The organism is Lewinellaceae bacterium (genome assembly GCA_020636105.1).
Taxonomy (GTDB): Bacteria; Bacteroidota; Bacteroidia; order Chitinophagales; family Saprospiraceae; genus BCD1.
In genome coordinates this window covers 716,748-731,072 of the sequence record JACJYL010000002.1, presented here as the reverse complement: position 1 = coordinate 731,072, position 14,325 = coordinate 716,748, and the positions used below count along the sequence as shown (strand labels likewise).

Genomic DNA, 14,325 nt, shown 5'->3' with positions numbered 1-14,325 from the left:
TCAAATTAACTTTTATTACCTTTCTTTTTTCTTTTTTAGTTATAAATCTTCACTCCCAGGAGTGGATCCGCCAACATCCAAACCTTGATATCAAACAAATGAACGATATTTCGGTAGGTACAGATGATTACGGCTGGGCTGTCGGGAACGGCATGGTTTATTTCACTTCTGATGCCGGCGAAAACTGGCTAAAACAAGAAGCTGGCCTTCCGCCGTACAACTGGAATTTTATATTTTATGTAGAAGGTTCCGGGGGACAAAAAGGTTTTCTTTCCAACGGGGGGAGCCTTTACCGAACCAATGATGCAGGAGTCACTTGGGCGGCTGTAATGCTCGGCGAATATACTACTTCAACGAAAGAAATGATGGTATTTTCCGGAGGAGAATTACTGCTTATGGGCTCCAATAAAATTTTACGTTCCACGGATGATGGTGAAAACTGGAATTTGGTGCTGGAACCACCAGCGAATCTGACTTCTATGACCTTCCCTATAGGTCAAACCGGTTGGGCATCTTCTGCTGACGGAACCATTTATTCCTCAACGGATGGGGGCGCCAATTGGGCTGCCATTGATAACCTTCCATTTACAGACAAGGTTCAAATATCTTTTGTGAATAATAATTTGGGGTTTGCCTGCGAAGGGAAAAATATTTTTCGTTCTGAAGATGGTGGGCAATCATGGAGCTTGATCAGTGAAAACGCGCTTTCGTCCTTTCCTAACGATTTTAAGGCAGGGGGAGAATCAAATCTGTATGCCACCAAAGGTTTTCGGATCAACTATTCAACAGATGGCGGGGTCACCTGGGAATACACCGGCGGGGTTTCCTATGCTTATAATATGGAAAAAATCCATACTCTCCCGGACGGCCGTGCCTGGGTGGGTGGTTCTTACGGAGCCGTCATTTATACCGAAGACCCTGTTCAGAGCTGGGCAGACCAGTTGGATGGGGTGAAGGATAAATTGTTTTTTATAAAATTTTTTGATGGACAAACCGGCCTTGCCGGAGGTGGCGACTGGGCCCTGTTAAAGACCATTGACGGGGGACAGACCTGGCAGGATATTACTTTTCCACATGATGAATTCGAAAATTTAAAAGATGCACTTTTGTTGAGCGACCAAAGCTACCTAGTCGCCGGAAGAGGAACCATTTTTAAAACTACGGATGGTGGGAGCAATTGGGATGAGGTTTTATCGGGTATAGGGAATTATATGTCCAAATTAGTCCAAACACCTAGCGGTACCATTTTCGCTTCCTCAGAAAATACCAATATCTATCGTTCTCAGGACGAAGGCCAAAATTGGACCATAAGTTACGAGGGAACAGGGAGCAACTGGATCAACAGCATATACTTTATTGATGATTTTATCGGGTTTGCTTCCGGACGGGACGGAACCTTGTTGAAAACAGAAGATGGTGGCGAAAGCTGGGGGAATCAGGACAGTGGAACCGATAAAAATTTGCTGGACATTGCCTTTTTTGATGCGAATACAGGTTTGGTCGCCCTGGATAACTGGAGTGACAGCCTGCTGTACACACAGGACGGCGGTTTGAACTGGACCACGATAGGTATGCCGGGAACAGCTATTTACCGTAATTTTTGCTTCTTAAATGAAACGAAGGGATATGTTACTGCCGCAGCTGCTTTTTCAGGAGGCATTTATAAAACGGAAGATGCCGGACAAACATGGGAATTAATCCGTTCCACCAGCCTGGGCATACATGATTTGGAATATTATTTTGACGGTGAGTTTGACCATCTATGGGCTTCCGGCGACGGAGGTCTGGTGGAATACTGGACAAATATGGTAGTAGGCACAAACAATAGATCATTCACCAAACAGGCCATTGACATTTTTCCAAATCCATCGGATGGACTTCACCTGACGATCAATTGGCCTGAAAACATTTCCGATGAAGTAAATTTGAACTGTTACAATGTTTATGGTCAGCAAATTTTCACCAAGACTTTAAATACAGATTTTTCGATTGTGCCATTGCCCGGGCAGTTGGTTCAGGGAAATTATTTTATTACCATAACCGATGTTCAAAACAAAACAGTTTACACCCATAAACTGGTTGTGGTAAATTGAGTGATCAATCCCATGGGACCAAATGTATCATTGGGGTTGAAAATTTAACTGCCAGTAACAATTATTCATTGAATAGCCAATCAAAATCATCGATAATGCAAAAAACAATATTTCTCCTTATTTTTATCCTCTCAACAACCCAACTTATCATGGCCCAGGAGGAAACAAAAGTCACAGACATTGAATTGACGGGGAACACTACCGTTCTAAACGGAAATCTAGAGACAGGCGCCACGATGCCGCTTCGTTGGGCAGAAAGCAGCCAGGTCGCCTGCTTTCCGGGTACGCGATTCATAGAATTTCAGGGTAATCACGTATTATACCGTATGGTGATGCCACCATATTCCGAGCTGAAGATTACCGTAATCCCAAAAGACAAAAAGAATCGCATCAATGTATATGCCTTACGCCTGGGCGAAAATAACTACGACCTGCCGCCGGACATTTCCAGGGCCATTAGTTGTGAGACTTCATACCCATTGTATGCCGGAAACCCCAATCTACGGGCACCTGCCAAACCACAATCGGTGGAGTATATTTCTGTGAACAAGTCTTACAACATCGTCATAGGTGTAGCGGGAGCTAAGGACGTGCTTTCTGGGGAATTTGAGTTGAAGATTGAATTGCAAAGCAGATAGGGTCATAAAATCACCTGATTCCTAATTGCCCCAATGCTTGTTGAGCCTGTAAATTATCCGGATTAATGATTAGTACTCGTTTAACGAGTTTCAATGCCCCTTCCTTATCATTTGAAGCATTCCGGACTGCGGCTTTATTGATCAGCGCCTGTTCGTAATCGGGATCGAGGGCAATGGCCTGGTCGTACAATAATTCACCTAAAGGCAGATTGCCCTGCAAAACGTGGAGAAACCCACGGTTGCATAAGGTTTCCGGTCGTTTGGGGTTTTCCGAAAGGATAAAATCAAAAGTCAAACGTGCTTCTTTGTAGCGTCTCAACGCAAGGAGAATAATGGCTTCTTTTTCCAAAAAATCGAGGTTTAAAGGTTGCATTTTAGCAGCCTTTTCAATAAACCAAATGGCCTGGATGGGATCGCCTGCCTGGTAATATGCTTCGGCAATACGGTAGGCGGTCCAGGCATCCCTGATCTGGCTGGTATCCCGGTCTTCTGCTTTTTGGATTATGGAAGGATAGTCCTTTTTGTTAAACAAAAAGTGAATTTCAGCATCAAAAACGCCGGATTGATCGGGAGCACATTGATCGAGGTAAAATTTAACGGAGTCCAGTAAATTCGGGACGGTGGCATATTTATCATAATAGGCCAGGTAACCACGAGCCATATCCAGTTTTCCCGGGTTTGTTTTGGTGAGCATTTCCAGGCCGAAAAAAGACTTATTTCCGTTTAAATTTTTTTCCTTTGAAGGAGACCGCTGAATTTTATGATCCGTAATCCTCACATGGGCAATGTCGATGCTTCCCGATTTTGGCATATGGCAAGTACTGCATTGGTTGTCCACTTTAGACCTTTCTTCTAAAGTTTCGCTGCATTTTTTTTGATCATCTGACTGGTGGCACTTCAAGCATATATTGACAAAATATTGGGGATCCAGTTGTTGGACACTTTCATGTGGGTTGTGACAGGAGAGGCAGGTCATGTCCGTTTTTTGAAAACATTGGCTTTGCCGGAGCCGGTCGGCCTGGGAAGCCATGATGAACTGCTTATCGGAATTTGCAAAACGAGGCAGAAACACATTAAATACCTCATTGAGGGGCATCCCGGGTTTGAAATCGTAAAAAGTCTTTCCCTCCTCCAATACCGCAATTCCTTGCAAGTGACACCTTTGGCACAGGTCCAACTGCAAATTCCGGGGTAATTTAGCGGGGTTCACAATGGTATAATCGGGTTCTTTTTCCGTATTGACCAAAATGCCCGCGTTGATGGATTCCACATGCAGCCCTCCGGGGCCATGACAGCGCTCGCATTCAATTCCCGAAGGCATGGCGGTAAATTTATTGAGGCTGCCGGAAACATGGGTGGGAAAATGATTGTGGCAGGTAATGCACTCTGAGTCCAGAGCCCGCCCAAAACGCAAGTTTCCTTCCTCCCGAAAACTGGGCGCCATATCCCATTTGCCGTCCTGGGTGTAATACGTCACCGGAGCCTGGAAAATATAACCGTTGATATCGATGATATGAGAATTGGTATGATGTCCGGAGCCGACGATATAACTGATCTTTTCTACCCGTTGATGAATGGTATCGCCCTTTTCGTCCAGCCGGAATTCTCTGACATACATCAGGCTGTCCTTCACAAACGGAAAATAATAAAAATCGGATCCCTCATCATAAACCAGGGCATTGTCATCAAATACAGCTTGGCTGTTGCGCTGATGCGCGGGAGCAAAAGAACGCCCCATTCCCGTGTACTGAAAAGTCTTGTGCACTTCCGAATGGCAGGTGAGGCAGGCCTGCATACCAACGTATTGGGCATCGGGGGCGAGGTTCTTGTAAATAGTTTTGGGCTCCGGATCATCAGAGCACGAAATAAATATCGAGTTAAGTAAAATAGATAATCCGATCAGAGGCCTTCCAGCTTGCATCAGCATTGGTTTTGAGCTACGAATACACGAAAGTATGAAAAAAAATAGGGCGTAACTTCAAGTTACACCCTATTTTATAAAAAATCATGATAGCTCAGCTTTTGTTTTCACGATAAGCTACGCTCAACTTCAAATCACTGAACCTGAGGGTACCTGCTTAATTCACCCGCTTCAAGGTCTCCAGCAAAAAGCCCCAGTACTTCTGCACGGAGCTGATCTGCACCTTCTCGTCGGGAGAGTGTGCCCCGCGAATATTCGGTCCGAAGGAGATCATTTCAATATCGGGGTAATTGGTGCCGAGGATGCCGCATTCCAGTCCGGCGTGACAGGCGGCCACTTTGGCTTCGCCATCGAACAATTCCTTGTAAAGGCCGCTCATCAGTTTGACGATGCCGGCTTCCGGTTTGGGCGCCCAGCCTGGATAGCCCCCAGTGAAGGTAACTTCTGCACCGAATAATTCAAAAGTACTTTGAATGGCCTGGGCCAAATCCATCTTTTCACTGTCGACAGAACCCCGGGTCAGACATTGAATTTGCACGATGCCGTCTTTAACGAGCACCCGGGCAATGTTGTTGGAAGTCTGTACCAGGTCCTTGATGTCGGGGCTCATGCGGTAGATGCCGTTTGGACAGGCGTAAATGGAACGCAATAGTTTTTTCTGATCCATTTCCGGCATGACTTTAGGCGGAACGGTTGTTTTTTCAAGATTGACATGAAGATCGGGATCGGTGGTCAGGTATTCGTTTTTCAGTACCGGTTCCAGCGATTGGATATGGGCCTCAAAAGCGGCACAATGGTCGTTGGGAACGACTACTATAGCAAAGGATTCTCTTGGAATGGCATTGCGCAATCCACCGCCGTCGATCTCCGCAATTCTCAGGGTAAATGGGTCTGTCGTTCCAAAAAGCAGTCGGTTGATGATTTTGTTGGCATTGCCACGGCCTTTGTAAATGTCCATACCGGAGTGCCCGCCGGTGAGGCCGGTTACGCTGAGTTTATAGGCCGTGCAGTGGTCGCCTGATGCTTCTACGCGATAAGTGCCATTGATATTGACATCCACTCCTCCGGCACAGCCGATGGTCAGTTCGTCATCATCTTCCGTGTCGAGGTTTAGCAGGACATGGCCGCTGAGCAGCCCGCCTTTCAATCCCATGGCGCCCGTCATACCGGTTTCTTCGTCAATCGTAAAAAGCGCTTCGAGAGGAGGGTGGGGGATGTCATCGGAAGCCAGGAGCGTCATAATGGAGGCAACACCTATGCCGTTATCTGCGCCAAGGGTGGTGCCATCGGCTTTCACCCAGTCGCCGTCGATCAGCATTTTGATGCCTTCTTTGTCGAAGTCGAAATTCGTTTTGCTGTTTTTCTGATGGACCATATCCAGGTGGCTCTGTAATACCAGGGTCTGACGGCCTTCCATGCCGGGGCTTGCCCCTTTTTTGATGATCACATTGCCCACTTCATCTACCATGGTAGGCAGTCCAAGTTTTTCACCAAAGGCTTTCATAAATTCAATGACTCTTTCTTCTTTTTTGGAGGGCCTTGGCACTTCATTCAAATCTGCAAAATGATTCCAAAGTGCTTTGGGCTCCAGGTTTCTTATATCGTTCATATTATTATAGGTTTTAATCTATTGGATCAGGTTTATAGAACAACTCCTCTCCCTCGTCATTATAAAAGAAAGATGTAATTATTTTGAGTTTCGGGTTGATAAGTTTTATTTTTTCTTTAAAGCCATTTTCTAACACATAGTTGGACAGTTCCAGTTCTTCTAAAGATTCCAACTTAAGGATAACGGGTTCAATATTTCTCAATTTGGTACAATCTAAAATTGTTAATTTTTTTAAATTCTTTAGGTTGGCGATTTCAGGAGGTAGGGATTTTATGTTGTTAACGTAGTTAATTGAAAAATATTCAAGTTTCTCCATTTTCGCGATTTCTTTTAACCAGGATTCGTTTTGGAAAACCTTAATTTCTAAATGGGTTAAATTTTTAAAATAAAAAAGCTTGGAAAAATCACCAGAATTGAAATCAAAAATAAAGTTTTTAACTTTATCTTTATACGCTAATGCTTTTTCAATTGATGTAAACCAAACTTCCTCCGGAGGGTTTGCCCAAATCGTTTCTTCCGTTAAAATATTAACCAATTCAAAGTTTTTTAATCCGTTTATATCTAGTAAAACAAGGTTTTCATTATAACTTATTATCTTGGAAATGGTTTCAAACACAGGCTTTTTCGTTTCATAACTATACAATCTGGAAACATATTGATGATCCTCGAATTGATAAGATTGTATATAGAAGTAGAAGTTATTTGAAGTAGAGGTTCTCATAATTTCTTCTTTTTCTGTATCAATTCCAAGGTCTAAAATTTTACCTGATTTATCAATTAAGAGTTTTTTATTTTTCAAAAGACCATTCTCCTCATATTTTTTAGAAATAAAGGCAACACCTTTATTGAATGCGGAAGCCAGGTTTGCATTTTTAAATTCCAATAAAGTTTCTCCTGAGGAATTTATGAAAACAAGATCTCTTGAACTAGTATTTGGGGTAGCAATACTTATAGCCGTTACACCATCTTTGAATGGGATGTTAGCACTAATACTTTTTCCTGGGAATAATTTGTAAAGATCTAGAATAATTTTACCATTTTTGTCGATAAAGTAGTAATAGTCATTGGTACTATATGTCCCGGATTTTACCATTTGTTTGACTCTGGCTAAACCGTCCGTAAAGGGAAATAGATTAAAATTATGATCTCCAAATAGTTCATTAATAAAAATTACTGTTTCGCCATATTGGTTAATATACGCATATTGGCCGTTTTTATCCTCAAATTGAACACCCGCCAAACCTTCACTGAAGTGAGTTGCATTCCAGAATTTATTATTTTCAAAAGCAGATTCACCATCATAGTTTAAAAAGGTGAGATAAGATGATTCATTGGTTTCTTTTGCAAGGTAAAAGGAATTGCCGGAAGTACCCATGTAATGATATTGGTTGCCGAAAGATTTGATGGTTTCCCCATTTTGATCTAGCCAATGAACTTCCTCGTTTTTATTTTTGATTACACAAATTCCATTTTGGTATAAGCTCAAACCAGGTTCACCAAACACTTTCGATAAATAGCCAAATATACCTCCAAGGTAATTTTTCCCCAGTGGATAATCACCTTGAGGTAATGTAAAAAGTACCTCTCCATTTTCATTTAGGAAACGGGTGGGGTAATCTTTGCCTTTAAAAATAACTAAGGGGGCTTTTTCCTGGCCAAAAAGATTTAAACTAATTAATACTAATAGTAAAATAATAATACGTTTCATTTGTTTTCAGTTTTTAATTGGTAGAATTAATATTTGTAAAGTATTCTTCCTGAAGCTCTTTCGACGTTTTCGTACTCCCGTCATGGCTCCATCCCGGAGGCTTGAAAAGGTACAAAAATTTTGTCTTAACAGGTAATGGTCTTTTAAGTATTTTCCAAAGATCTTTCCATTCGTGGAAAACTATATTGATCGGGTCTCTTTTGATCTCTTTTTCAAAAAGGCCGTATTGGGTGGTTATGCTTTCATCCTCCTCCGCGAAGGTCCCGAATAACTTATCCCAAATAATGAGACACATGCCCATGTTTTTATCCAGGTAAGGAATATTGGTGGCGTGATGCACTCTATGGAGAGAAGGCGTGACCAGTATTTTCTCCAAAAAACCGAGCTTGCCTACTGTTTCCGTATGAATAATAATGCCATATATCTGGGTGATGGCATACATTAAAAATATATCCAGGGCCTGAAAACCTACAAGAGACAACGGAATAAAATAGAAAAACCGGTACAATGGCTGAAAGACCGAAGAGCGGAACCCGGTGGTCAGGTTGAAGAGAGGCGAAGAATGATGTGTTACGTGTACGGCCCAAAATAATCGGCTGTGGTGATCAATGCGGTGCAGCCAGTAAAAAATAAAGTCTTCGGCTACAAACAGTAAAAACCAGTAAAGGAAAGGATTGGTTATTTCTCCGATCCTGAATTGATAAAAATACATCAGGAAAGAGAACGAAAATACTCTAAGTAAGGCGTCCAATCCCATGTTTAGCAACATGAGATATACGTTGGTAGTGGTATCAGCAACGGTGTACAATTTTCGATCCTTCCAGTAGCTGAAAAAAAATTCAAAACCGATCAAAATCGCATAGATCGGTGTGCTGAAGAGGATCACCCATTTCTCAGGATTCATGTCAATTGATTTAGCTTGCAAAACTAAGGTTTATGTGGGAAGAATGGAAGTTTGAGAATGATTATTGGAGGAAAGTTGAGAAATGATGAACATTTGTAAAATGAGGCCGGGCTTTATTTCTTTCTTATGCAGGGCATGCCAGCATTCAACCCATGACTTCCACAAGGTTGTGGCCTAATAAAAAAAAGGCTTCCCATCCGAAGAATGGGAGCCTTATGGAAAAATCATTAACTTATTTTTTAATTATGCTGGCATCCATTACAAGTTGGGAGACATTACTTACGAAGGGATCACCTTGCGCGCTCCGGATTTTTGATATGGAAACTTAGATTGTATTCAATAAAATGAAGAGATTGGTTTGGTCTTCAGCCATGTTTGGTGATTGTATAAATTGTTCCTTAATATTGTTTCAACGCTAAGTTGGGGGTTAAGGGGCTGATTTTAAATGATATAGATCAGGAACTCAGTCTGATTTTTGTCATTTCTTTATGAATATTACCATTTTTTGATGGATGGCCCTGCTTTCTACCTTGATTTATGTGATAATAGTCACCATTCATTTGGAAGCACTTGGCTTATTTTTGCATTTGTCGAACTAAATTTACCGAAAATTAAAACGAATGATGCAATACTGGGATACTTTCCTGAAGGCTTACAAAGGGTATGCTAACTATCTTTGGAAAGAGATTATACATCCGGACTGGCACAATTATTTTTATTGGCTGATTATCGTGTCGCTGTTTTTCTTTGTTTTGGAAGTCGTGGTGCCCTGGCGCAAAAAACAGGCGGTCCCGAGGAAAGATTTCTGGTTGGATGTTTTTTACATGTTTTTCAATTTTTTTCTTTTTTCCCTTATTATTTATAATGCTGCTTCATCGGTCGTGGTGGATTTATTCAATGATGGCATTAAGGCCCTGTCAGGGTGGGATCTGCAATCGATGAATCCAATGCGGAGTTGGCCCCTTTGGGCTGTGCTGCTTTTGGGCATGGTGGTGCGTGATTTTACCCAATGGTGGATCCATCGTTTATTGCACCGGGTCGATTGGTTGTGGGAGTATCATAAAGTGCACCATTCGGTCGAGCAAATGGGGTTTGCAGCACAGCTTCGTTATCACTGGATGGAAAATATAGTGTACCGTACGCTGGAGTACATTCCATTGGCGCTATTGGGAATCGGGTTGTATGACTTTTTTATCATTCATATTTTTGCCCTTGCATGGGGCCATTTCAACCATGCCAATATTACGGTGAATGGCCGCGTTTCCGGAGCAGTCGTCGGTGCACTGATCGGCATCATCTTGTCGAACAGCCTGTTGGATGTACATTTGTTCGAAAATATTTCGACCATAGCGAAATGGGGTGTTTTTGCAGGGGCTGTAATAGGTGGAAGTTTTCTCTTGGGCCCGGTGATGCGGATGTTGTTCAATAGCCCGGAGATGCATATCTGGCATCACGCCCATGATTTGCCGCAGGAGAAAAGGTACGGCGTTAATTTTGGATTGACCCTGGCTGTTTGGGATTACCTGTTTGGGACAGCCTATATTCCTTCTGATGGACGGGATATTCGACTCGGTTTTCCGGGGGTGGAAACTTTCCCAAAAGGGTTCGTCGGACAGAACTTGCACGGCTTTGGAATGAAACAAAAATAAACAGACTTACCATCTGGAAAGCAAAAATGTGTTTTTAGCGTTACGGAATGTGGATAACTTTTTTTGTTAAATTTTTGCACAAGTTAAAATCATTCCAATAGATTTCTGATATTTACCTTCAGGACGAAAAAATTGTTTGGTTTTTAAACAATTACTTTAAAAAAGTCTTTGTAAATTGAATTGATTTGGTGATTTTACAGACAGTTGGAACTTTTTAGATTACACTTTTGTATAATAATTACCTTTTTGTTTTGTAATTCACAACGGCGCTTTTAATTTTGGGAAGCCGCGGAATTTTGGCAACTATTAATGAGGGACAATATAGATATTAAAAATTCGTATTACGGTAATTAAAAATCCGTAAATACGATTAACCTCAAAATGCCATAGAATTCATAGGGATAAGCTGGTTTTTTTTATGAAAACCGGGATTGTTGGCTAAGATTACACTTCATGAGAAAAGAGAAATTCATCTACAATACTCAAACGTTACGTTATGAGAAAGTTGTAGAACCTTTAAGGACTACCTTGTTGAGGTTTTTAGGCATTGCATGTGCCGTATTTTTCACAGGGTTACTGTTCACTTTAGTCTTACATAAATATTTTCCTTCACCTAATGAAAAAGCCCTGATGGGCGAGATCAAAGTATTGAAAGGCGAGCTCAATGCCGTGAGTCAATCCTATGATGAAATTACAGCCATTATGGCTGATGTGAAGGAGCGTCATGATTACGCTCACAGACTCATTTACGGCATGGATCCTATCGATGACGGTATTTGGGAAGGTGGTGTCGGGGGGCACGACAAGTACAAAAATCTCCGCCAATTCAAAAATTCCGGAGAGCTAATGGCTGAAGTTGAAACAAAAATTGACAAAGTCAAGCAGAAGTTGGATGTCTATTCAAGCTCCCTGACGGATGTAATTGAACTGGCTAAAGAAAAAGAAGAAATGCTGGCAAGCATACCTTCTATTAAGCCTGTTCGTAGCGATAAACTGGCCAGGTCAGTGAAATTGCTTTCAGGCTTTGGATACCGCATGCACCCGATCTATAAGGTGCGCAAGATGCACACAGGGATTGATTTTACAGCCCCTCGTGGCACTCCCATCCAGGCAACCGGAAATGGAATTGTCGTTCAGGCGGGCCAGGGTAGCGGTTACGGAAATCGCGTGATCATTGATCACGGTTACGGTTATGAAACCCTGTATGGCCATATGCAACGTATCGATGTTAAAGTCGGACAAAAGGTGATTCGTGGCGAACAAATTGGCCTGGTGGGAAATACCGGAGCCTCTACAGCTCCACACTGTCACTACGAAGTCATTCTTAAAGGAGAGAAAGTTAACCCCATTCAGTTTGTACTGGATGGATTGACCCCTGAAGAATACCAGGAGTTGGTGAATGCTTCTGCTACTGAAAATCAATCATTTGATTAAGACTAATAAGATATTTTTTAAAAATGATATTTAACGATAAACTGAAAGACTTCCTTTTTGGAAGTCTTTTTTTCTTTGGAGCACTATTTCCTGCCTGTGGCCAGGAACATCAATCCACCACTATCGATCGGGAAACTGCTACAGTAGCGGCTCCGGATTCTATTAGCCACGATACCTTACTTGCTGAACTTCCTGTTGAAAAGTCGGTTAAAATAATAGGAGTGGGAGACATGATGTTGGGTACGAATTATCCTTCTACCTCTTATCTGCCACCAAACGGAGGTAAAGACCTGCTCGTGGAGGTCAGGGAGATCCTGAAATCAGCAGATGTTACCTTTGGCAATATGGAAGGCGCCATCCTCGACAGTGGCGGTACCCCCAAGAGCTGTAAGAATCCCGATGTTTGTTACGTTTTCCGTTCTCCGGAAAGTTATATCCAGCATTTCATTGATGCGGGTTTTGATGTGGTTTCTATTGCCAATAACCATTCGGGAGATTTTGGAGCTGTGGGGCGGGCCAAGACAAAAGAGGTGCTTAAAAAGGCCAATATTCAATTTGCCGGGCTTGCCGGAACGGATGAGTTTGCCATTTTTGAAAAGAATGGCATAAAATATGGCTTTTGCGCTTTTGCACCCAATTCAGGAACCGTTGACATTCGAAATATTTCCAAAGCCAGACAGATCGTTTCCCGTCTGGCCGAAGAAACGGATATCGTCATTGTGTCGTTCCATGGAGGAGCAGAAGGCAGTCAGCACCAGCGCATGACCCGCAAGACAGAGTATTATTACGGAGAAAACAGGGGCAATGTGTATGAATTTGCCCATGCCGTGGTAGATGCAGGCGCCGATGTCGTTTTCGGACATGGCCCGCATGTAACCCGGGCGGCTGAATTGTATAAGGACCGGTTTATCATTTATAGTATGGGGAATTTTTGCACCTATGGCCGCTTCAGTTTGAGCGGAGAAGCAGGTATTGCCCCCATCGTTGAATTGGAAGTTTCTCCTGAAGGAGCTTTTTTGGGCGGTCGAATTATCCCCATTTACCAGCAAAAAACACATGGTCCTAAAATCGACGCTCAAAAAAGAGCTATTAAAACCCTGAGCAATCTCACCCGCCAGGATTTTCCAGAAACAAGCTTGCTCATCGATGAAGAGGGAAACCTCCTGAAAAAGTGATTTCATTCACTAAAAAAAACTGAATTTTCTAATCTTATTGTTGGGTAAAGGAACCCTAAATACAAATCATTTTTTTCAAAAATCAAGATTTGTATTTAAGGTTCCTTTAAAACGGGTTATATTTATACCCATAATAAACCAGCTATGGAAATTGATGTAATCGCCAATACCACTAATTGCCCCAATTGCCAGGCTGAAATGGCCATCACGGATAAATATTGCGCAAAATGCGGACAAAAAGTCCAGCGCAAGATACCCCGGCTGGGAGAGCTCCTTGCTGAATTTTTTGATTCAGTGCTCAACATTGACTCTAAAATAGTACGCACCTTTAGAGCGATCTTTATTCCCGGGCAACTTACCATCGTTTACTTTAAAGGTATTCGAAAAAAGTATTACCAGCCCTTCAGACTTTTCTTTTTGGTTTCCGTTTTATTTTTTACGGTACTTGGGTTTTCAGGAGTGAAAAAAAGCATCATGAAGATCAACCAAAATAACAGCCTGAGAAATATTAAAGAAAAGGTTCAGGCAGACAAGAAACTGACCGAGATTAAGGATAGCGTTATCGTTAAATTCAAGGATCAGGCCACGGTTAATGCCGTATTCGATTCCATAAAAACCGAGCTGAATGTCCTGGATGCAGATACTTTAAAGGTAAATCTTGCCGGGTCGTACGGTAATTATAAGATAGCTTCCAACGATTTGATTGCCTTATCAGGGGATGAAATCATCGAAAAATACAAAATTGATGGATTCTGGAATCAGTTTTTTGCCAGGCAAATGATCAAAACCATGCAGGATCCGTCCGGATTTACCTGGTATATGCTGGGCAATTTCATCTGGATGTTGATTTTACTGATGCCGGCAGTAGCACTGGTGCTCAAGCTTTTGTATATCAGGCGGAAACGATATTTTGTGGAACACCTGACCTTCTTATTTCATTTTCATGCTTTTACCTTTTTCCTGGCGACCATTTTTATTCTGGTCGGGCACTATTTAGATAATTATAACATCTACCTGGCCCTGTTTTTGGGCGTAGTCGTTTATTTGTTTGTGGCGATGCGCCGTTTTTATGATCAGGGGGTAATAAAAACTTTTTTCAAATTTTCATTTTTAGGATTTTCCTATTTGATTTTGTCCATTATCTTTTTTGTTTTGTTTTCCTTGATTAGTTTGGCTATGTTTTAAGCGAGGGGA

At 42.0% G+C, this 14,325-nt stretch carries 10 protein-coding genes; 6 read left to right on the top strand and 4 right to left on the bottom strand.

Going from position 1 to position 14,325, the window contains the following annotated elements; translation table 11 throughout:
* Nucleotides 1–98: 98 nt before the first annotated feature.
* Together H6571_20095 and H6571_20090 are read left to right on the top strand one after the other, a co-directional pair.
* Nucleotides 99–2,093: a T9SS type A sorting domain-containing protein gene (locus H6571_20095; GenBank protein MCB9326052.1), complete on the top strand. Its 1,995-nt coding sequence runs from the start codon at nt 99–101 to the stop codon at nt 2,091–2,093.
* Between the two features lie 95 nt (nt 2,094–2,188).
* Nucleotides 2,189–2,731, top strand: a complete 543-nt coding sequence (locus H6571_20090; protein MCB9326051.1) for a hypothetical protein — start codon at nt 2,189–2,191, stop codon at nt 2,729–2,731.
* A gap of 10 nt (nt 2,732–2,741) precedes the next feature.
* Here H6571_20090 and H6571_20085 read toward each other — a convergent pair whose 3' ends face one another.
* The 4 genes from H6571_20085 to H6571_20070 form a co-directional block, all read right to left on the bottom strand.
* Nucleotides 2,742–4,652, bottom strand: a complete 1,911-nt coding sequence (locus H6571_20085) for a pilus assembly protein TadD (GenBank protein ID MCB9326050.1) — start codon at nt 4,650–4,652, stop codon at nt 2,742–2,744.
* Between the two features lie 157 nt (nt 4,653–4,809).
* Nucleotides 4,810–6,261: an aminoacyl-histidine dipeptidase gene (locus tag H6571_20080; protein ID MCB9326049.1), complete on the bottom strand. Its 1,452-nt coding sequence runs from the start codon at nt 6,259–6,261 to the stop codon at nt 4,810–4,812.
* A gap of 13 nt (nt 6,262–6,274) precedes the next feature.
* Nucleotides 6,275–7,969, bottom strand: coding sequence for a hypothetical protein (locus tag H6571_20075; GenBank protein MCB9326048.1), 1,695 nt, complete (start codon nt 7,967–7,969; stop codon nt 6,275–6,277).
* Nucleotides 7,970–7,982: 13 nt separating this feature from the next.
* The gene (locus tag H6571_20070; GenBank protein MCB9326047.1) at nt 7,983–8,873 is read right to left on the bottom strand and encodes a sterol desaturase family protein; all 891 of its coding nucleotides are present in this window, start codon (nt 8,871–8,873) and stop codon (nt 7,983–7,985) included.
* Nucleotides 8,874–9,493: 620 nt separating this feature from the next.
* On the opposite strand from H6571_20070, the gene H6571_20065 reads away from it, so the two are divergent.
* From H6571_20065 to H6571_20050, 4 genes are all read left to right on the top strand, one after another.
* Entirely contained in the window at nt 9,494–10,522 is a 1,029-nt protein-coding gene (locus tag H6571_20065) for a sterol desaturase family protein (GenBank protein ID MCB9326046.1), read from the top strand.
* A 453-nt stretch (nt 10,523–10,975) separates the two neighbouring features.
* On the top strand, nt 10,976–11,956 hold the full coding sequence (locus tag H6571_20060; protein MCB9326045.1) for a M23 family metallopeptidase: 981 nt from the start codon (nt 10,976–10,978) through the stop codon (nt 11,954–11,956).
* Nucleotides 11,957–11,979: 23 nt separating this feature from the next.
* Nucleotides 11,980–13,131: a CapA family protein gene (locus H6571_20055; protein MCB9326044.1), complete on the top strand. Its 1,152-nt coding sequence runs from the start codon at nt 11,980–11,982 to the stop codon at nt 13,129–13,131.
* A 144-nt stretch (nt 13,132–13,275) separates the two neighbouring features.
* Nucleotides 13,276–14,316: a DUF3667 domain-containing protein gene (locus H6571_20050; GenBank protein ID MCB9326043.1), complete on the top strand. Its 1,041-nt coding sequence runs from the start codon at nt 13,276–13,278 to the stop codon at nt 14,314–14,316.
* Nucleotides 14,317–14,325 lie beyond the last annotated feature (9 nt).

What these genes read in the sequence shown, in the direction of transcription:
- H6571_20065 (MCB9326046.1), top strand. Translation starts at nt 9,494, where the DNA reads ATGATGCAATACTGGGATACTTTCCTGAAGGCTTACAAAGGGTATGCT.
- H6571_20080 (MCB9326049.1), bottom strand. Translation starts at nt 6,261, where the DNA reads ATGAACGATATAAGAAACCTGGAGCCCAAAGCACTTTGGAATCATTTT.
- H6571_20095 (MCB9326052.1), top strand. Translation starts at nt 99, where the DNA reads ATGAACGATATTTCGGTAGGTACAGATGATTACGGCTGGGCTGTCGGG.
- H6571_20055 (MCB9326044.1), top strand. Translation starts at nt 11,980, where the DNA reads ATGATATTTAACGATAAACTGAAAGACTTCCTTTTTGGAAGTCTTTTT.
- H6571_20090 (MCB9326051.1), top strand. Translation starts at nt 2,189, where the DNA reads ATGCAAAAAACAATATTTCTCCTTATTTTTATCCTCTCAACAACCCAA.
- H6571_20070 (MCB9326047.1), bottom strand. Translation starts at nt 8,873, where the DNA reads ATGAATCCTGAGAAATGGGTGATCCTCTTCAGCACACCGATCTATGCG.
- H6571_20075 (MCB9326048.1), bottom strand. Translation starts at nt 7,969, where the DNA reads ATGAAACGTATTATTATTTTACTATTAGTATTAATTAGTTTAAATCTT.
- H6571_20060 (MCB9326045.1), top strand. Translation starts at nt 10,976, where the DNA reads ATGAGAAAAGAGAAATTCATCTACAATACTCAAACGTTACGTTATGAG.
- H6571_20050 (MCB9326043.1), top strand. Translation starts at nt 13,276, where the DNA reads ATGGAAATTGATGTAATCGCCAATACCACTAATTGCCCCAATTGCCAG.
- H6571_20085 (MCB9326050.1), bottom strand. Translation starts at nt 4,652, where the DNA reads ATGCAAGCTGGAAGGCCTCTGATCGGATTATCTATTTTACTTAACTCG.